Below are 19,479 nucleotides of genomic sequence, written 5' to 3'. Positions count from 1 at the left end.
GCGCTCATACGTGGCACGCCTGATGCCAGGAATCACTATAACCGTCGATCATGCGTTGTACGCTGAAGGAATCGACGACACGTTGATGCGCGCGCTGCTTACGCACTTGCCATGTCGGCATATCAGCATGCTCATCCAGCGCCAGGGCCAGATGATCTGCCAAGGCACGAGTATCACTGGGGGGCACGATCCATCCGGTATCGCCGACAATGAAGGCAGCATCGCCGACATCGGTGGACACACACGGCGTGCCGCAGGCCATTGCCTCGGACAACACATTAGGGAATGCCTCACCAAGGGACGACAGCACATGCACATCGAGCGCGTTCATCACCGCAGGAATATCGCTTCGTCGCCCGACTAACAGTACTCGTTCGCGTACGCCATAGTCCTCCAGTAGCTGGACCAGTTCAGCGTTATCGGCATCCACCTCCGCGCCGATCAACGCACACCTAAAGTCCCAGCCCAGGCCCTTGAGCTGCGCCAAGGCAGCGATCAAGTTGGCATGATCCTTCAGCGGATCGAAGCGCGCCACCATGCCGAATAAAGGCATATCGTCATCGAGCCCCCAGTCTGCGCGCACGCGCGCTCTGGCTTCGGCGTCAGGGGTGAGCAAAGACAGATTGTAGCCATTGGGTACGACCACGAATTTCATAGCCGCATAACGCAGCTTGCGATGCACCTCCACCGCATTTTGCGAACAGCTTACGATGCGGCTCGGCACTACACGGGACAAAGCGCCGCACGCCTTGGCGACCCAGATCGTGCTGCGCTTGGTGGCACCCGGCATCAGGTTGCTGTTGTGAATCCCCCAGCATATGGCCTTGACGCCCGCCAGCCTAGCCACGACACCGCCCACCAAATTGGCGTGATACATCCAGGTCTGTACCACGTCCGGCTGAAACTCTCGGATGATGCGCCACAGCCGCCACAAACCGGTAGGTGTCACGCGGCCACGCGGCATATCCAAATACACGACCTCGATCCCTGCCGCATTGAAACGCGGGCCGTATTGCCCGGCATCCATCAAGCACACCACTCGGTGAACGTTGTGGCGGTCGTTATTGCAAAGCTGGTAGAGCGAGTCCTCGGCACCACCATCGGTCAAGCCGGTGATGACATGTAAGACCTTCAGCGGTTTGGCTAGCATAAGCGATTGCATCCTCTCAATTGGCCGATGCCCGAGAGCGCCCAGGCACAGCGGATATGATCTTGAACAAGCGCCAGCGATTCGATGGCTGCCTCACCCACCGAAGGCAAATCCCAAGCGCTTGCGGCTTCCTTTGAGCAGCATCACGGCAAGCAGCGACGATGCCAGTGCCAACAACGCCAGCATGTTGCCGGGCCGATAGGAGAGCGCCTCGAACAACGAGATGAAAAGCGGATGAATGAAGTACAGCGCCGTCGCGTAATACGCCAGGGACGTGCTGTCGCCAGGGAGATGAAGCGACGACACCCACAGGAAAAGCCCAGGGCAAACGATCAGGAGGCTCAGGTACATATCGAAATGTGGCAGCCCTTCGAGACTGACATAATTGAGATAGGATTCCCCCAGCAACAGGAGCGCACCCACAAGGCTCCAGATCGCGTAATAACGGCGATCTAGCTGACGTATCCCTTCCCAAGACCGCAGCAGATATCCGATACAGAAGAAAGGGAAGCCGAAAAATAAGAAGTTGCGATAGGGCCAGCCTTCAAGGAGCAACGCGTCCAACCTGCTGCCGGCAAATAGATCGTAATTACCGGCATACATAAGGAAAACGCCTATGCCATAGAGCATCACCGCCCATACCAGAAGAACTTTCATGGAGTGATTGCGAAGCATGTACAGTAAGATGGCAGCCCCAATCAGGGCCGAGAGAAACCACAGATGGTGATAACCCATGACCGCAACGCGCAGTAATCTCAAAATCTCATACGGCGTCGTCACCGGAATATCAAGCCAAAAATACACATACACCAGCATCCAGAAGAGATACATCGATACTACTTTTTTCAGCCAGCTAGCAAGCGACTTTGTGCGAATCACGCTCATAAAAAAATAACCGCTAACCATCATAAAAATCGGCACCACGATCCGAAATAGCCCCTCCACCGTCAGTTGATAGCCCAATTCGCTATATCCCATCAAAACCTGGGCATGTGAAATCACCACGATGACGGCCAATGTCAACTTGAGCACATCCAACGAAACATTACGCTGCATTTTCCACTCCCCCTTAATTTGCCCGACCCTAAAATCGAAACGCCAATGTATTATATTTATTATACATTATAATCTTACATTCTGACTTCGGCGGCCCAGCCGAAACCGGGAATTCCCAGCACCGGATACCACTGCATGAAGAAATAAAAGGTATAAAATCCATAGGCTGCGTAACGACGCCAGTCCGTCAACCCCAGTGACGCTAACAAAACGACCAGCATGCCACTTTCGAAAACACGTGCCGTGACCGGAAGAAGAAAGTACGTAGAGAGATAAAACACCAGGATCGACGCCGCAAAGAAGTTGTTCCTGAGAAATGATTTTCCCTCCATGAAGAAGATTACGGAGAACACGACCCAGAAGATAAATGCTAACCCTGAGCCCCCCGAGCCCATGGCGCTGTATTCATCGCTACCGCCTTGCCGTGCCCCGAGCGTACCGGCCAGCCAGATCCCTAACGCGCCCAGTACAACGCCCACGCCCAGGGTGTATACCACACGCCACACGGTCGAAATGCCAAACGTCGAGAAGGCAATATTGAGAAGAAACAAGGCATTGATGAAGAAAAAGGATGCATGGACCAATGGTGCCAACCCGATGAAGAAGATACGCAGCGGCAAGTAACGACACCACCAGCCGAGAAAGAACAAAGTAACCCCTACTCCCTGTCGCAAGTGAATAATATTATTCTTCAAGACCTGCGGCATAAGGATAAAAAGAACCAAGAAGAAGGCGTACTTCGGGTAGCTTCTCAATACTAGAAACGAAATCAAAAACGATGAGAAAAAAATGATTATCCGGAGGGTATCTTCCGGGGAAAAGTTCTTAGAAGCCCAGATATTGAATAGCAGCCAAACCGGTTCGTTAGTGAGAATCGTCTTGAGACTGCCAGCAGCATACTTCACAAATATTTCGTCAGAGTACTGAGCGTAGATGAGATAATTGGCCCGATCGAGATAGCCATCGACATCTAGCCCCATCAAAAACCAGGCATAAATACCCGCCAGGACTAGACACATGGTCTTGTAACCAAACGAGCCTTCAGTGGGTATTAGTAGTTTCATCGTTTGCCTCAACTTACTGGAGTGCTGACGCGCCTGAACTCAAATAGACTGGCGCCACATGACGTATAAATAAGCTTGAATGCCTGGCCGAGCTCGAGTACCAACATGCATTGAACATCATTCACAGCGATGCTCTTTCGGCAGCGCCACCCGCAGCGCATGCAGGTAGCCGGAGAGCGCCTGCTGCAAATTGAAGCTAAGGGCACGGTGGCGCACATCGGGATGCGTTTCGTCATTGAGCGTCTCGGATATGGCCCTCGCCAATGCCGATACGTCACCGACCGGCACCAGTCGCCCCCACTTTCCGTCTTCGAGGATCTCCGCCGAGCCGCTGGGACAATTCGTGCTCACTACCGGCGTGCCGCATGCCATGGCTTCGGCCAACACGTTGCAAAAGCCCTCCCACGCTGAAGACAACACGAACAACGATGCCTTGCGCATCCACGGGTAGGGGTTGTCGACGAACCCCGGCAGCGCCACATCATCGCCGATTCCCAGTTCGTCGATACGCGCCTCCAGATCAGAGCGCAGCTCACCTTCGCCGAGAATCACCAAGCGCGCGGCATGCGTCTTGCGCACCTCGGCGAAGGCCTCTATCAAGGTCGCGAAATCCTTCTGTACGGTCAGCCGCCCCGCCGCGACAATCACCGGCGGCTGGCCGCTTTTCAGCCAAGGGTGTGTCAACGGCGTCTCGCACAACTGCGCCAGCTTGGTGTTGATGGGGTTATAGACGACATCGATCCGCTCGCGCGGCAAGCGCACCGTCTGCGCAAGGTCATCTGCCACCCCGCTGGAGACCGCAACGATAGCGTCCGCTGAGGGGTAACTCAGACGCATCAACCACGGCAACCCTCGCTTGAAACGACCGCTCGACACATCGCGAGACAGCGTATTGCGCTCCGACACCACCAGCCGTGTCCCCGAACGGGCCAGTTTGCGTGCCCAAAGGGCAATAATGTTGGCGTGGTTGAGCGCCGAGAGTAAGGCATACGGGCGCTCGCGACGCAGGTAGCGCACCAGTGCCGGCAAGCTGAACAGCACCCGCGAGGCGCCGAGCTCCACCAGCCGCACATGCGGCGAGACATCCGCCAGATACGCCCCCTCGGCGGCGACCACGACAAGATCAACTGGCACACCACGGGTCGCGAATCCATTGGCGAGGGTTACCATCACGCGCTCAGCGCCACCGCCCGCCAACGAAGGCAGGAACACCGCAATCCGTTTATCGTCGTCTCTGTCTCTCATTTCACCGTCCGTCGCTTGGCAAATACCATTCCACGCACATTTGCCACGTTCAGAAGAAATACACTAACGGTATAAACCGCCGTGCCCCAGCCAAAGCAAGGTGGCGCTCGTAAGGCGCCCGATCAGTGCCGGGCGTCATCACCGAAAGGCGTCCTTTAACGATAGGAATAGTTGTAATAGCCGTAGGTGTATGCTGTAGCCGCCTTGCGCTCCAAGCCATTGAGAATGGCCCCTTTGACGCGCACCCCACTGGTATCCAGGCGCCGCATAGCGAGCTCGATTTCCTTGGGCGGATTGACCTGGAAGCGTGCCACCATCAGGGTCGTTCCCACGCACTTGCCAATCACCGTGGCGTCGGTTACCGCCAGCACCGGCGGCGAGTCGACGATCACCAAGTCGTAACGCTCACTAGCTGTGGCCAGTAACTCGGTGAAACGCGACGAGGCCAGTAGCTCCGAGGCATTTGGCGGGACGACACCGCGCGCCAGGTACTCGAGCCCCTCGACGCTTTCTACCGGACGCACCATCTCCGCCAAGGTGTGCCGTCCGGCCAGCACTTCGCTCAAGCCATCCTCGGAAGGTCCCTTGAATATCTTGTGCATCTGGCCCTTGCGCATGTCGCCGTCGATCACCAGCACGCGCTGACCGTTCTGGGCACACACCGCCGCCAGGTTGGCGGCAATAAAGCTTTTGCCCACGCCTGGGCTAGGCCCGGTAATCATCAAACGGTTGTTGGCGCTATCAAGCATCGCGAAATGCAGGCTGGTGCGCAGGCTACGTAACGCCTCAATGGAGATATCCAGCGGCCGATGCCACGCCAGCAATCCCGCCGGTACGCTCTGCGAGCGTCCTCCCCGGCGAATGCGACGACTGAGCCGGCCCTGGTCGTCCGATTTGGGCACGATGGCATAGACCGGCAGACCCAGTTGTTCGAGCTGATCGGGACTTTCCAGACCGCGATTGAACATCGCCCGTAGCATCACCAAAGCCACCGCGAACACTGCCCCCAGCGACGTCGCCAAAGCGATGATCATCATCTTGTCGGGCGCCACCGGCTGCGGAAATGGCTCCGCTTCATCCAGCACCCGCACATTACCCACTGTGCTGGCCTCCGCGATTTGCATTTCCTGCACCTTGTTGCGCAACTGCACATAAATTTCTTGATTAACGGAAACATCGCGCTGCATGCGCAACACTTCTTGCTGGGTTTCCGGCATACCGTTGATGCGATCTTCCAGAGACGTCAGTTCCTTCTTCAGTTGTGCTTTCTTCTCCAGCAACGCCGCATAGGTCGGGTGGCTGGGCGTAAAACGTCGCGATATTTCCGCTTCAGAGAACTCCAACTCATTGAGCTGACTTTCCAGATTAACCACGCGGTCGAGCACCGACTGGGTCTCCATGGAAATATCCACACTATCGTGCTCCGAGCGATAGGCATTGAGTTGCTGCTCGGCATTGGAAAGCTCGCCACGCACCTCGGGCACTTGCTCGTTCAAAAACTCCAGGCTCTTGCGCGCTTCTTCCGACTGACGCTGGATATTCTGCGTTACGTAGATATCACCGATGGTGGCCAATATGCGCTCGGCCAATGCCGGCGACGGGTCCGTTAGGGTCCAGGCCAGAATCCCCGTACCATTACCCCGCTCGGCAATGCCAAAATTATTGCGTAGATGATCGACGGCCACCACGCGCTGCGCATGAGTCAGAGTGAAGGTCGCGCCTGGCGTCGCCGCGATCGACTCTACCTCCACGCCCACCGCACCGCCGAGGAAGCTTTCCTCCACGCCGACAACGCCCTCGCCCAGACGCTCGCCACGGTACTCCAAGGCATAACGGGTCTCGTCGAGTACTTCGAGAGTGAAGGTCTGTCCCAAGTAGTCGTTAGCCACAGGCATACCAGCGACCTGAATGTGATCATCGCCCCAGGCATAACCCCAGTCCTGAGCGAACGCAGGCGCGGCGATCCGGTGGCGCTGCAAAAAACCGCCGATGAACGGCACGCGTACTGGTTCGACGCGGATATCGAGATTGAGCAGATCCACCGCACGGCCGAGCACCATGCGCGATTTCATGATCTCCATCTCCGAGCGCGACGGTGGCGCTTGCGAAAGCATCGACATCGACGCATCCGCTAGTGGGTTATTGGGACTCTTGGTTTCCACCTGGACCAGCGACTTGGCCTGAAAGATCGGCGTCTTGAGGAAGGCATACGCCGTCCCCAAAAACGCGAACAGTACAATCAGGCTGATCACCAAGCCCTTGGCGTCGAACAAGAGGCCTAAAATTCGCCCCAGCTCCATGTCATTGCCATTGTCGGTTTTATTGGATTGTGGGGCAGGTACATTGAGATTCATAGAATTCCCACTCCATGAGAATGTGGGTATCGAGGGCCGCCGCCAGCCTTCTTCAATGGGTGCTAGCGACGGCCTCGTAACAATGACGTCTTAGAAGTCGTCGTTGAGGTCCTTGATGTCACGTGTGGCCTGCGACAGCTCGTAGATCGCCGTCACACTGGGCAAGATCTGGCTGATGACGCGGTTCCAACGCGCGATTGGCGCGGCGGTGACATACACCACATCGGTGGGCTGCAGGATGAATTCCGACCCCATTGCAAAGGCGATCGCGCTCTCGGCGTTGAGCTGGTAAACAGTCGCGTAGGTTTCGCTGTCGATATCGTGATTGCGGCGAATCACGAAGATACCCGAAGCATCGGCGCTGTTCTCGTTGATGCCACCGGCCTGAGACAAGGCGTTGGTCAGCGAGAAGCGCGCATTCGGCATCGGCACGGCGGTCGGTGTATTGACCTCGCCCATCACGTAGACCTGCTGATTGCCGACAACCGGCACATGCAACACGTCGCCATCCTGTAGCAACAGGTTCTGATCGAGGTCGCCATTGACCAGCATGTTGTAAACCGACAAGTGCCGCTCGACGCCATTACGGGTTAGCACGACGTCATGCCAATCGCCGCCTTGGGTCAGACCACCGACGCTGCTGAGCGCATCCAGCACAGTCAGCGGCACGTTGGTGATAGGCTGCGCTCCCGGACTGTCGACCTCCCCCGTGACATAGGCTTTCTGAGCGTTGAAGGCAGCGACTTTCACGTCCACTTGGGGCTGCGCGATGTAGCCTTCCAGGCGGCGCTGGATCTCCCCACGAACATCGCGCACGGTGCGTCCCGCGACATCCACCGTGCCGATGTAGGGATAGAAGATGGTGCCGTCCGAATGCACGACGTTGCCCGACTCTTCCGCGCTCCGCTCACTCCCGGCGGGAATCGTCAACTCAGGGTGGTCATACACCACGACGCTAAGTACATCACCGCGCCCGATTATGTAGTCGTAATCGATCTCGGATTCGGGCACCGCATTCTCGGTGTACTCCAACAACGAGTCGCGCAAATCGTCTTTCGACTCCGCCATCGTCTTAACGAGACTCGGTGTAATTGCCTTGACCTCGATATTGTCGGAGATGTCCTCTCCCTGCGAATCAGCTTCATAGTCGAGATTGCTGCCGGGCGCGAACGCACAACCCGACAGCACCACCATGAAAGAAAGCCCCAGTAGCGGCTTTCTCCATCCTGAACGATATTCCATACGGCTTGCAGTCATGCCGATTCCCTCACTCGTCATTTTGTTAGGGTTTAAAATTCTTTTACCCACGCTACCGCCCTGGAGCGACACCACATCTCCCGGGCAATAACCACTGAATCTCTCAACGCCTCTATTTCTTACATAGTTATCTTCTTGCGGATTTCATTCTATGCATTGTGTAACTTTTCATAGGCTGAATTTACACAATGCTTACATTGGATTTTACTCGTTGCTAAATCGCGCCTTTTAACCAACAAACTCATTCACCCAGAACGAGAACTTAATCCCACAACAGGATTAGAAAACTCATGCTTTAAATAAAACGCCCCCGCACGAGGACGGAGGCGCTACACAATGACGCGGTTTAACGCGGGAACACCTCAGCGTGCACCGAACCCGGTCGTCACCGTTTTCAGAGTGCGCAGTAGAATCAGCACGTCGAGCCACAGAGAGAAATGCTTGATGTAATAGAAGTCGTACTGCAGCTTGACGGTCATGCCATCGACTTCCGCCGCGTAGCCCTGTTCGACCTGGGCCCAGCCCGAAATTCCCGGCTTGACGACATGGCGGTAGCTGAAAAACGGCACGTCCTTCTCGTACCACTGCGAGAGGTCCATCGACTCCGGGCGCGGACCAATGAAGCTCATGTCCCCCTTGAGCACATTGAGTAACTGCGGCAGCTCATCTAGGCGGTACTTGCGAATGATCTTGCCCACGCGCGTGATGCGCGGGTCGTCCTCGCCGGACGTAAACCCCTTCCCCTCTCCCTCGCTATACATGCTGCGGAACTTGTAGATACGAAACGGCACCCCGCGATGCCCCATGCGCCATTGCACGAACAGCGCCGGCCCCGGGCTGTCATGGCGAATGGCCCAAGCCGTGGCCAGCATGATGGGCGCCAGTAGCGGCAACAGCAGCAAAGCACCGCACAAATCCAGGCCGCGCTTGCAAGTGCTATAAAGCGGCGACGGCAACAACGAAGTCAGCTCCGTATCCGCCAGGTGCTCGAGCCTGACGCGTCCGGTACGTGACTCGTCGATCTGCCTGATCTGATACACCGGAATGCCGTTCAGCGTGCACTTGGTCAGAAAGCGCATCCACTCTTCGCTAAGTGCGTCGCTACGTAGATCCGCGACGATACCGTCGATACGCTGCGCCCCCAGGCGCGGCACTTCGAGTCGATACAACCCGCTCCCTTCAGGCTCGACGAGTTGGCTCGCCTCGCCCAACGGCACCACGGCAAAGCGAGGACGCCTAAACCGCTGTACCCCCGCGTAGCCGAGGAAAAACCACAGCAGGCTCGCGGCGTAACCGCCCCACAACACGCCCTCATCAAACCCCTCAGCGCCGAGCAACAGAGCCCAAGTCGCCGCGAACACCACACTGACCAGTGGCACGACATACATTGACGCCTGCGTACCGGGAAAACGCGTCATGCGATGCAAAACGAACAGCGTCACCAGAAACGCCGCGCCCACCGCCCACAACGTGGTGGCAAGCCCCGGCGCCATGTCACGCCAGACGTCTCCGCCGCGCATCATCAGTGGCGGCGCCATCAAGACCACCGGCAGCCCCACGACGAAGTGGAACGGCATGCCCATCAGGCACTGCTCGTACCAACGTGAGTGGCGACGCTCATAACGCGTATCGAATGCCTTACCACTCGGCACTACCGACTCACTTCCCCCCCACGTCGAACGCTCCAGTTGCTCGAACACTTTATGCTTATTGAACATGATTGACGCCACCTTTCCAGTGTCCCGTGTCGCCCGTTTAAAGGCGTAAAATCGGGTTTTCGCCAAACAAGTTACAAAGTGTTCACCTGCACTTCCAGACGGTTTTAATAGTTAAGGAACCCCATATTATTCATACGCCGAAGCGCCAAAACCGTACGTCAAAAGCCAGTCGCACCTTATACTTAAAGCGCCATAATCAATCAACACCAAGCCGACTCATTAAACATTATCAACATCCCTCATCACGCACTCACCACAAATAACGAAAAACAACCTAAAACAAATAAACATGAGGAAAATACGCCACCGGGAAGTAAAACTTTCACCGTATCACCCGACGAAATCTCATCTAAGCTAGGCGATTATGTCAGGGGGATCACATGAACACTTCGAGAAGACGACTCTTAACTCGCCTACTCCAAGGGGGCGCTGTACTGACCGTGACCGCCTCCGGTCTATTGTCGACTCACACGGCCGGCATGGAAAAACACGCGTCAGGTATGGAAAAAAGAGACAAGAAGGGAAAAACAACGCAGGAGGGAGCAGAGACGCTGCATGCCGACTCCATCGCCGAGATGCAGGCACTGGACGTTGCCCGCCTTAAAGATGGACAACATATCCAGGTCGCCGGGTACCACGCGGGGGAAACACTCGGCGGGGGGAGCTTCATCTGGTACGCCAATGAACAACGCGAGGAAGACGGCGGTACCTGCTTTCGTGCCCACGACCAGGCCGACGGGCGCTTTCTGCGACGCCTCGACGACGCACTGACGCCCGGCATGTTCGGCGCGCGCGGGGATGGCAGCGATCAGCACGCCGCCTTGAAGCGTCTCGCACAGGCCGCCAACAGCCAGCAGCGTGATGTCATTTTTCCTGAGGGCGACTACGCCTCTTCGGGTACCGGGTTACGCTTCAAGGGCGTCCGCGTGACCGGGGCAGGCATCAAGCGAACAATCATTCGTTATACCAGCGACACTTACGGTGCACTGGTTGAGATTGATGATGGCACTACTCTCTCCGACATGACCCTAGAGGGTAATGTCAGCGACGATCCCGAGCGCTGGAGCGTCTCCAACTATGACGCCTTTACCGGCTGTCTACCTCTGGACCTCATTGGCCACGACGTCACCGTCCACGACGTCATCTGCCGCCGCTCCCCTCTCGCCTGTCTCCGCGTTGGAGCACGAAATTTCGTGCTCCGCGATGTCATTGTTGAGCATGCACGTGGCAATTACGGTGACGGCATCTTCATCGCCGACTCCCATGACGGCCTCGTCGAACGCTGCCAGGCACGCGACTTTACGCGTATCGGCTTCGTTGCCGACACCTACGGCGAGAGCCCGGAACACATGCTCAGCGAGCGCATCGACTTCATCGACTGCCTCGCCGAAAACGGCCATCACGCCAGCGTCGATTATGGTGACGCTGAATACAACGCTGGCTACTGGGCCGAAAATAGCCACGCGGTGCGCTTCATCGACTGCCGCTCTCGCGAAACCCCACACCATGGATTCGTCGCCACCACCGGACGCACGCCCTCGCTAGGCACCGGACACTTTACCTTACGCGGCTGTATCGCCGAGACCACGGCCGTAGGATATTTGCTCAGCGACCTGAACGACGTGCCCGTGCGGCATGCCGTCGACGCCTGCCAGGCACGCGCGGTCGACAAGGGATTTTGTATCGAAATGACGCTCCCTACCAGCCGTCTCACCGGTCAGCGCATTACCACGGAACTACGTGGCGCGCGACGCAGTGGCAGCACCCTGGCGTTGGAAGGGGGCGGACACATCGATATCCGCCACCTCGACGAAACCTGGCACGTATTCAACGAAAAGCGCCATGACAGCGTACGCGCTAGTTACGCCTCGATTGTCGCGGCGGGTGGCTTCAAAGGCGAGCTGCATCTTGCCAATTTCCAGAGCCGACACAGCGACACCGATGCTCCCGTGGGCTGCAAACTCATCGGCCAATCGCACCTGCGCGACTTCACGCTGAGCGGCACCCATGCACGGCTCTTTCATGTCCCGGCCGAACGCATCAGCCTCAACGACTGCGAGATCCCCGCCGGCTGGATCAAAGCCTTCGAGACGCTCGATGTAGACGCCTGCCGACTCGGTGACGGCGTACCGCGCTTCGATATCTTCGACACCACGCAGCATCACCGTTACCGCCACTGCCGGTTCGACTTCACCCCCGGTGGCGGGCATCTCTACCTGCACAACAGCGACAAGCGCAATGCACGGCATGTAGTGCGCTTCGAACGTTGCCGCTTCAAGAAAGACCTCGCCCAGCACGGCCACATGATTACCCTAGACGCTGCGCCCGGCGTATTCCTCGCTCCTGAAAGCAACTTCCTGACCTTCCGCGACTGTACCTTCGAGAACACCGGCCACGCCACCGACACCCCCGCGATACGCACCCTGCAGCGCCCACCGCAAGCAGCGCTGACCGGGTACGGCAATCGCAAAAACGCCACCCTCAATACCCTCAGCGCCTTCGAACACGATGACAGCCTTATGGCCGACGGCTGACACCGTGGCTAAATCTCGCTCCACAAACGCCCCACCCCACACACGAAAACGGCCCCAAAAAGGGGCCGCTATTAATTAGAACGCTTCTCTCCTTTTATTCGAACACTATCCACTTCGATACTCGAGTTGACGGGGATGGGCAGGGTCCACCGGCGACTGCCGCACCATTTCCGCAATTACAAATCCGTTTATTACAAAAACAGGACAACACCATGAAACTCTCCCTCCTCCTCGACTGGCGCTTGCACGTCATGGTGGCGGTTGCCTCCTTGGTCTCGGAAGCCATCGGCATCATCAAGATCCCCCTCGGGCCAGGCAGTTTACTGCTGTTGCCGCTGTTCTATGCATTCATCATCGGCCTGCTGGTCAATCCTCACCTCTTTTCGGCGACCTCGCGGCTGATGCCGGTGAAGCTGAGTACGGCAGCGGCGCCCATCATCTTGCTGTCGATCATGCCCTTCATCGCTCGGTTCGGCTCCACGATCGGGCCTGCCATCGATCAGATACTCAGCGCAGGGCCTGCCCTGGTCCTGCAGGAGTTGGGGAACCTGGGCACCATGCTGATCGCCATGCCGTTTGCAGTACTCGTGCTGAAGATGGGCCGTGAAGCCATCGGCGCGACGTATTCCATCGCACGCGAGCCCAACATCGCCATCATCTCCGACAAATACGGACTCAAGGGCCCCGAAGGCATCGGCGTCATGGGGGTCTATGTCGTGGGCACCATGTTCGGCACCCTGTGGTTCGCGCTCATGGCCGGTTACCTGACGACGCTCGATATCTTCGATCCCCGCGCGTTGGCCATGGCCTGCGGCGTGGGCAGTGGCAGCATGGTCGCGGCCTGTTCGGGCGCCATTGCCGGGGCCCTGCCGGAAATGCGCGATGAGCTACTGGCCTTTGCCGGCGCCAGCAACCTGCTGACCTACGCCACCGGCCTGTATATTTCGCTGTTCATCGCTTTGCCGGTGGCAGAACGCATCTTCAAATGGTGTTCCGGCCGGCGCATGGCGACATCCACAGGCGTCAAGGCGACGGCCGAGCCTGACGTTGCCACGGCCCCGAGCGAGGAAGAGCGTCCCGAGCGTCACCTCGGCCAGACCGCCATCGTGATGGCCGTGGTATGCGTGGTGGCCTGGGTCAGCAATACCATCAACGGCGGCTCCCTCCTGGAGGCCTTGCCGGGCATGGTGATCCTTTACGCCATGACCATGCTGGGGCTTCTCATCACGCGCTTCGCGCCCTTCTATCTGCCCGGCGTGGCCTGGGTATCGCTGGTCAGCATCGCCGTGACCCTGCCCTGGTTCCCCGGCAACGCCTGGATCGTGGCGCAGCTTCAATCCGTGAGCTTTTTGGCCATCGTGACGCCGGTACTCGCCTATGCAGGTCTGGCGCTCTCGCCCCGCGAGTTCACCATGTTCCGCCAGGTCGGCTGGAAGCTGATCATCGTGTCGCTGCTGGTGTTCACGGGTACCTTCATCGGCTCGGCCATCGTGGCCCAGGCGCTTTTGTAACGCCATGAAAGGAGACAAGGAGACCCTGATGACGACCACCACCCCCGCGTTGTTGCGCGAATGGCGCCATGCCTTCCATCGCCAGCCGGAAACCGCGTTCGAGGAACATCGCACCAGCGCGCGCATCGTCGAGATTCTCGAGGACGCCGGTATCGACAAGGTCACCGGCCTCGGCGGCGGCACCGGTGTCGTCGCCTGGGTGGACGGTCGCCATGGCGGCGAACGTGCCATCGGGCTGCGGGCCGATATCGACGCCCTGGACGTGCGCGAAGCCAACGATGTCGCCCATGCCTCGACGACGCCCGGCAAGATGCACGCCTGCGGCCACGATGGCCATACCACCATGCTGCTGGGCGCCGCTCGTACACTCGCCCAAGCGCCCGACTTTGCCGGCCGGGTGTATTTCATCTTCCAACCGGCGGAAGAAAACGAAGGCGGCGGGCGCGTCATGGTCGAGGAAGGCCTGTTCGAGCGTTTCCCGATGGAAGCCGTCTACGGCGTGCATAACTGGCCGGGCATGGCGGTCGGCGAAGCCGCCGTCCACGACACGGCGGTCATGGCGGCCTTCGATGTCTTCCGCGTGACGCTCACGGGTCACGGCTGCCACGCCGCTATGCCGTACCTGGGCAAGGACGTGGTATTGGCGGCCTGCCAACTGGTCAATCAACTGCAAGGCATCGTCAGCCGGGAAACCCCAGCGCACCAGACCGCCGTGATGAGCGTGACTCAGTTTCACGCCGGAGATGCCTACAACGTCATGCCCGAAACGGTGGAGCTGTGCGGCACCGTGCGTTGCTTCGATCCCGAGCTGCGCGACCACCTCGAAACACGTTTTCGGCAGGCGATCGCGGCCATGGCCACCTTCCATGGTCTGGAGGCCGACATCGATTACCAATCGCGCTATCCGGCCACCTTCAACACTCCCGCACACGCCGCGCGCTGTGCCGAGGTGCTGGAAGCGCTGCCGGACATTCACCGGGTCCACCGCAACCTGCCCCCCTCAATGGCATCGGAAGATTTCGCCTTCATGCTCCAGCAGCGCCCAGGCGCCTATATCTGGCTGGGCAACGGCGAGGACAGCGCGGCGCTGCACAACCCGCATTACGACTTCAACGATGCCCTGGCGCCCATTGGGGTGGCGTACTGGACGGCGCTGGCGAGAACGCTTCTAGACGAGTGCGAACGGGACAAACGCTGACACGGCGGCCACACCCAACGACCGCACGCTTTTGCCATACGTTTTTCCATGCATTTTTGCCATGCCTTGCGGGGCATGGCCCGGGGCCCCGATGCCCGTTTTCGGTACAAACGACTCAACGCAAACAACCAATACTCGAACGAACACTTCGCAACAACGACAAATCTGGAGTTGACATGAACATAGTCGTGATCGGTTTAGGACAGATGGGCGGCAACATGGCGATGACCCTGCATGCCGCCGGTTTCGCCGTCACGGGGACGGACGTATACGACGCGGCGCGGGACTCCCTGGCGGCCCGCGGGCTGAACGTCACGCGCCTGGACACCCTCCCCGAGGCCGACGTTTACCTGCTCTCGCTACCCACCTCGACCCATGTCCGCGAGGTCATCGAAGCCTCGCCCGGGCTCCTGCAGCTCGCCCCGAAGGGCAGCGTCATCGTCGATACCACGACCAGCGATCCGGCCGTCACTCGCGAGCTAGCCCAGAAGGTAGTCGAGGCCGGCATCGAGTGGCTCGACGCGCCGGTGAGCGGCGGCCCGGCGGGCGCGGCGTCCGGCGCCCTCGGCATGCTGCTGGGCGGGGAGCCGGCCACCATCGAGCGGCTCGCTCCCATGCTCGAGGCGATGTCGGCGCGCTATACCCACGTCGGCCCAGCGGGCAGCGGCCATGTGGTCAAGCTGGCCAACAACTATCTCTGCGCGGCCCACCTGCTCACCACGGCCGAGGCGGTCACCCTGGCGGCCCGCGCCGGGGTGGACCCGGCGGCCTGCCTGGCCGGGCTGAACAGTGGCTCCGGGCGCAGTGCCGTCAGCGAGGTCAACTTCCCCAAGTGGATTCTTTCCGACGCCTTCGACTCGGGGTTCACGACCGGCCTGATGCGCAAGGACCTACGCCTGGCGCGCGACGCGGCCCACCACATGGAGCTCCCGCTGGAGCTGCTGGAGCAGGTCGTGGCGCGCTGGCATGACGATCCGGCCGGCCTACCCGACAGTGCCGATTTCAATCGTATCACCGACACCATCCTGGCCCTGGCGCAAACGGATGCCCCCTTCTCCAATCAGGAGGAAACACGATGAACGCTCTCAATACCACAGCCGTCGAGCGCGTCACCGAGCTGCTGGCCACGCTGGGCATGCAGGCCGACACGAATGCCGACACGCCCCTGAGCAACTGGGTCGCGGGGGAATTGGCACCCGGCCAAGGCGAGCGTATCGAGCTGCTCGACCCCGTGACCGGACTGCCGCTGATCGGTTATCTCGATGCCGGCGCCGAGCTAGTGGCCAGCGCCGTGGAAGCGGCCACCCTCGGCCAGCAGGAATGGATGTCGCTGACCGCCAGCGAGCGTGGCCGCCGCATGACGATGGCGGCCTGGGCGCTACGCGGCCATGAAGAGACCCTCGCTCAACTGGAAAGCGTGGTCGCGGGCAAGCCCATTCGCGACTGCCGGGGCGAGGTGAACAAGGTCCGCGAGATGTTCGAGTACTACGCCGGCTGGTGCGACAAGCAGCACGGCGAGGTGATTCCGGTACCCACCTCGCACCTCAACTATGTTCGCCATGTGCCGTATGGCGTGGTCGGTCAGATCACGCCGTGGAACGCGCCCATGTTCACCTGTGCCTGGCAATTGGCGCCGGCGATCGCCGCCGGCAACGGGGCCGTGCTCAAGCCGTCGGAAATGACGCCCTTCTCGTCAGTGGCCATTGTCATGCTGATGGAACGCAGCGGGTTGCCCAAGGGACTGATCAACATCGTCAACGGCGTCGGACCCACCACGGGCGCGGCACTCACCGGCCATGACGGCATCAGCAAACTGGTATTCGTCGGCTCCCCCGAGAGTGGCCGACGCATCGCCCAGGCCGGCGCCACACGTCTGGTGCCCAGCGTGCTGGAGTTGGGCGGCAAGTCGGCCAACATCGTGTTCGACGATGCCCGGCTCGACGATGCCGTGGCCGGAGCCCAGGCGGCGATCTTCGCCGCCGCGGGTCAGAGCTGCGTCGCGGGGTCTCGCCTACTGGTACAGCGCGAGGCGTTCGAAGAGGTCTGCGAGCGTCTGGCGCGCGCTGCGGGCGAGATCCACGTGGGGCTGCCCAGCGACGAAGCGACCCAGATGGGCCCGATACAGAACGCCAAGCAGTATCAGCACATCACCTCTATGATCGAGACGGCCCGCCAGCACGGCGCGCGTCTCTTGTGTGGCGGGCAACGCCCGGCGGACTTGCCGGGAGAAGCCGAGGGCTATTTCCTGGCACCCACGGTCCTGGCGGACGTCACCGAGGAGATGGCGATCGCCCGCGAGGAAGTGTTCGGCCCGGTGCTGGTCGTCATGCCGTTCGATAACGAAGAAGACGCCGTACGGATGGCCAATGCCACGCGCTTCGGCCTGGCCGGCGCCGTCTGGACCCAGGACCCGGCTCGCGCCCATCGCGTCGCGGCTCGCCTGCGAGCGGGCACGGTATGGATCAACAGCTACAAGGCGATCAACGTCATGTCGCCATTCGGTGGTTTCGGCGACAGCGGCTTCGGGCGCTCCAGCGGCTTGGAAGGACTCAAGGAATACACCGTGGCACAGAGCGTATGGGTGGAAACCGCCCCTACCGCCAGCGTCGCCATGGGCTATGGCAGCGGCGTGGGCTGACGACGACAAACCGGCAGTCAGGCGCATCTGGCTGCCGGTCATGAACTTGGTTTCTCGCCAACTTCAATGGCCGGTTCCCCGCCGCGAGTTGAATGCCCGCATCCAGCGCTCGAGATGCCGCAATAACTGCAGGCCTGCCTTCGGCATGCGTCGCCCGACCCGGGTGATGATATGCGCATGCGCCTGACGAAAGCGTTCACAATCGACGGCGCGAGCCACGAGCGCCCCGTCCTCTAGTTCCCGAGCAGCCGCAAAGGCCGGCAGCAGCGTGAGGGTGAGCTCCGACCTGGCCGCATGCAGCAGCACCGAAAGCGAATTGGTCTGCATCGTGACGTGCTGCCCCAAGCCCGCCTCGCGAAAGCCCTCATCGACCAACTGACGCACCCCGTGGCCGGTGCGCCACAATGCCATGGAGTGCTCGCTGAGCGCAGCGAGAGACAATTCGTTCTCGATAGCCGCCAAAGGATGCGCGGGCGACATCAACGCCACCAGCGGCTGACGGCTGGAATGCCAGAAACGCAATTGCGGATGCAGCCGCTCGTGGTACATCAAGCCAATATGGGCCTCGTCTTCGACTACCGCCTCGATGATGTCGCTGGTACTGCCCGTATCCACATCGAGACGGACACCGCTATACCGCTCGGTAAACGTCCGCAACGGCGTATCGAGAAGATCCCCGACGAAACCCTCCCCGACCGTCAGCGAGAGATGACCGGTTTCCAGCCGCTGGTAGGCATCCAGCGCCTCACTGAAGTTATCATCGAGTGCCGCGCGCTTGCGGCAGTAATCCAGCAGCATCTCTCCCACCGACGTCGGTACCACACCTTGCCGCGAACGCTCCAGCAGCGGCGCACCAAGCGCCTCCTCGATCAATGAAAGCTGGCGACTGACCGCCGACGGCGCAATGTCCAGCCGCGCAGCCGCCTGACGTACCGACCCCGCCTCGATCGTTACCTGGAAGTACACTAACCGTTGGTGGGGAATATCCATTGCTCATAACCCGATCGGTTGCCTGGCGGAACGCTAACCACAGTATCTCAGTGTCAGGCACCGCCGTCATCGCCACGCTGGTACCGACGCTCGCCCCACAAACAACAACGGCCCCAAAAAGGGGCCGTTATTCATTCATCACAACATTATTTGAAATCGGATCTACAACTTTCCCGCCCAGGCCTCGGCCGCGTTAACCAATTGCCTATGAATATGCGTGAACGCCTCGTCGCTCTTGCCGTAAGGGTCGGAGATCTCAGGGTTGGCCAGCCAGCGCCCGAACAGCATGGTCTTGCCGAATGCCGAGGGTAACAACTCGCCCACCGCGCGGCGTTGGCGTTCCGTCATCACCAGGATCAAATCCGACTCGCGCAGCATCGTCTCATCGATCTGGCGTGCCGAGTGCGCCTTGAGCGCCTTGGCAAGTTCCGGCTGATCGGCCTCCGCCAATGCGCGGGAATGCGCTTCGACGCCCTCGCCCACGCGCGCACCAAGCCCTGCGGTGGTAATCGTTCGTTCAGGATACTCCCGCTGCAACAGCGCCGCCGCCACCGGGCTACGACAGATATTGCCCGTACACACCACCAGAATACGCTTGAACATCAATGCCGAGCCCCATTTAGCTTTGCACAACGCCCTATCGTGACGCCAAGGCGCTCCAACAGGAAGATGAAAAACCTCGCCAGCCAAGCATGGTCGCACTCATCCCCGGCCACAAACGAAAACGGCCCCAAAAGGAGCCGTCTAAAATATCGTTCATTACC

General features: G+C 59.6%; 14 protein-coding genes. 5 read left to right on the top strand and 9 right to left on the bottom strand.

All coding sequences use genetic code 11. The features are described from left to right. Positions 1-4: 4 nt before the first annotated feature. The 7 genes from L1071_RS12780 to L1071_RS12750 all read right to left on the bottom strand — a co-directional run bounded on the left by L1071_RS12780 (position 5) and on the right by L1071_RS12750 (position 9,844). On the bottom strand, positions 5-1,150 hold the full coding sequence (locus L1071_RS12780) for a glycosyltransferase (RefSeq protein ID WP_246975460.1): 1,146 nt from the start codon (positions 1,148-1,150) through the stop codon (positions 5-7). Positions 1,151-1,243: 93 nt separating this feature from the next. After that, positions 1,244-2,206 (bottom strand): acyltransferase family protein, encoded by a 963-nt coding sequence (locus L1071_RS12775; protein WP_246975458.1) that lies wholly within the window; start codon positions 2,204-2,206, stop codon positions 1,244-1,246. A 74-nt stretch (positions 2,207-2,280) separates the two neighbouring features. Next, positions 2,281-3,270, bottom strand: a complete 990-nt coding sequence (locus L1071_RS12770; RefSeq protein WP_246975456.1) for a hypothetical protein — start codon at positions 3,268-3,270, stop codon at positions 2,281-2,283. Between the two features lie 117 nt (positions 3,271-3,387). Beyond that, on the bottom strand, positions 3,388-4,515 hold the full coding sequence (locus L1071_RS12765) for a glycosyltransferase (RefSeq protein WP_246975454.1): 1,128 nt from the start codon (positions 4,513-4,515) through the stop codon (positions 3,388-3,390). Positions 4,516-4,670: 155 nt separating this feature from the next. Further along, positions 4,671-6,869 (bottom strand): polysaccharide biosynthesis tyrosine autokinase, encoded by a 2,199-nt coding sequence (locus tag L1071_RS12760; protein ID WP_246975452.1) that lies wholly within the window; start codon positions 6,867-6,869, stop codon positions 4,671-4,673. Between the two features lie 90 nt (positions 6,870-6,959). Continuing rightward, positions 6,960-8,126 (bottom strand): polysaccharide export protein, encoded by a 1,167-nt coding sequence (locus tag L1071_RS12755; protein ID WP_246975450.1) that lies wholly within the window; start codon positions 8,124-8,126, stop codon positions 6,960-6,962. A gap of 362 nt (positions 8,127-8,488) precedes the next feature. Beyond that, a complete protein-coding gene (locus L1071_RS12750) occupies positions 8,489-9,844 on the bottom strand; it encodes an exopolysaccharide biosynthesis polyprenyl glycosylphosphotransferase (RefSeq protein ID WP_246975447.1) in 1,356 nt (451 codons plus the stop codon). A 500-nt stretch (positions 9,845-10,344) separates the two neighbouring features. Here L1071_RS12750 and L1071_RS12745 point away from each other — a divergent pair, with 500 nt between their 5' ends. The 5 genes from L1071_RS12745 (at position 10,345) to L1071_RS12725 (ending at position 17,725) form a co-directional block, all read left to right on the top strand. Beyond that, a complete protein-coding gene (locus tag L1071_RS12745) occupies positions 10,345-12,378 on the top strand; it encodes a right-handed parallel beta-helix repeat-containing protein (protein ID WP_246975445.1) in 2,034 nt (677 codons plus the stop codon). A 212-nt stretch (positions 12,379-12,590) separates the two neighbouring features. Then, a complete protein-coding gene (locus L1071_RS12740) occupies positions 12,591-13,889 on the top strand; it encodes a DUF3100 domain-containing protein (RefSeq protein WP_246975443.1) in 1,299 nt (432 codons plus the stop codon). 28 nt (positions 13,890-13,917) lie between these two features. Beyond that, positions 13,918-15,087: a M20 aminoacylase family protein gene (locus L1071_RS12735; protein ID WP_246975441.1), complete on the top strand. Its 1,170-nt coding sequence runs from the start codon at positions 13,918-13,920 to the stop codon at positions 15,085-15,087. A 176-nt stretch (positions 15,088-15,263) separates the two neighbouring features. Then, the gene (locus tag L1071_RS12730) at positions 15,264-16,166 is read left to right on the top strand and encodes an NAD(P)-dependent oxidoreductase (protein WP_246975439.1); all 903 of its coding nucleotides are present in this window, start codon (positions 15,264-15,266) and stop codon (positions 16,164-16,166) included. Continuing rightward, the gene (locus L1071_RS12725; protein WP_246975437.1) at positions 16,163-17,725 is read left to right on the top strand and encodes an aldehyde dehydrogenase family protein; all 1,563 of its coding nucleotides are present in this window, start codon (positions 16,163-16,165) and stop codon (positions 17,723-17,725) included. Before L1071_RS12730 ends, L1071_RS12725 begins: the two co-directional genes overlap by 4 nt. A 63-nt stretch (positions 17,726-17,788) precedes the next feature. On the opposite strand, the gene L1071_RS12720 is transcribed toward L1071_RS12725, so the two are convergent. Both L1071_RS12720 and L1071_RS12715 read right to left on the bottom strand, forming a co-directional pair. After that, the gene (locus tag L1071_RS12720; RefSeq protein WP_246975434.1) at positions 17,789-18,715 is read right to left on the bottom strand and encodes a LysR family transcriptional regulator; all 927 of its coding nucleotides are present in this window, start codon (positions 18,713-18,715) and stop codon (positions 17,789-17,791) included. A gap of 162 nt (positions 18,716-18,877) precedes the next feature. After that, positions 18,878-19,318, bottom strand: a complete 441-nt coding sequence (locus L1071_RS12715; RefSeq protein ID WP_246975432.1) for a low molecular weight protein-tyrosine-phosphatase — start codon at positions 19,316-19,318, stop codon at positions 18,878-18,880. Positions 19,319-19,479 lie beyond the last annotated feature (161 nt).

It is taken from the genome of Chromohalobacter sarecensis (genome assembly GCF_023061135.1).
Classification (GTDB): Bacteria; Pseudomonadota; Gammaproteobacteria; order Pseudomonadales; family Halomonadaceae; genus Chromohalobacter; species Chromohalobacter sarecensis.
The sequence above is the reverse complement of the archived record's forward strand: the minus strand, read 5'-3'. Positions and strand labels throughout refer to the sequence as shown.

Bases quoted from the DNA above. Each gene is read 5' to 3' on its own strand.
- L1071_RS12780 (WP_246975460.1), bottom strand. From the start codon at position 1,150: ATGCTAGCCAAACCGCTGAAGGTCTTACATGTCATCACCGGCTTGACC.
- L1071_RS12775 (WP_246975458.1), bottom strand. From the start codon at position 2,206: ATGCAGCGTAATGTTTCGTTGGATGTGCTCAAGTTGACATTGGCCGTC.
- L1071_RS12770 (WP_246975456.1), bottom strand. From the start codon at position 3,270: ATGAAACTACTAATACCCACTGAAGGCTCGTTTGGTTACAAGACCATG.
- L1071_RS12765 (WP_246975454.1), bottom strand. From the start codon at position 4,515: ATGAGAGACAGAGACGACGATAAACGGATTGCGGTGTTCCTGCCTTCG.
- L1071_RS12760 (WP_246975452.1), bottom strand. From the start codon at position 6,869: ATGAATCTCAATGTACCTGCCCCACAATCCAATAAAACCGACAATGGC.
- L1071_RS12755 (WP_246975450.1), bottom strand. From the start codon at position 8,126: ATGACTGCAAGCCGTATGGAATATCGTTCAGGATGGAGAAAGCCGCTA.
- L1071_RS12750 (WP_246975447.1), bottom strand. From the start codon at position 9,844: ATGTTCAATAAGCATAAAGTGTTCGAGCAACTGGAGCGTTCGACGTGG.
- L1071_RS12745 (WP_246975445.1), top strand. From the start codon at position 10,345: ATGGAAAAAAGAGACAAGAAGGGAAAAACAACGCAGGAGGGAGCAGAG.
- L1071_RS12740 (WP_246975443.1), top strand. From the start codon at position 12,591: ATGAAACTCTCCCTCCTCCTCGACTGGCGCTTGCACGTCATGGTGGCG.
- L1071_RS12735 (WP_246975441.1), top strand. From the start codon at position 13,918: ATGACGACCACCACCCCCGCGTTGTTGCGCGAATGGCGCCATGCCTTC.
- L1071_RS12730 (WP_246975439.1), top strand. From the start codon at position 15,264: ATGAACATAGTCGTGATCGGTTTAGGACAGATGGGCGGCAACATGGCG.
- L1071_RS12725 (WP_246975437.1), top strand. From the start codon at position 16,163: ATGAACGCTCTCAATACCACAGCCGTCGAGCGCGTCACCGAGCTGCTG.
- L1071_RS12720 (WP_246975434.1), bottom strand. From the start codon at position 18,715: ATGGATATTCCCCACCAACGGTTAGTGTACTTCCAGGTAACGATCGAG.
- L1071_RS12715 (WP_246975432.1), bottom strand. From the start codon at position 19,318: ATGTTCAAGCGTATTCTGGTGGTGTGTACGGGCAATATCTGTCGTAGC.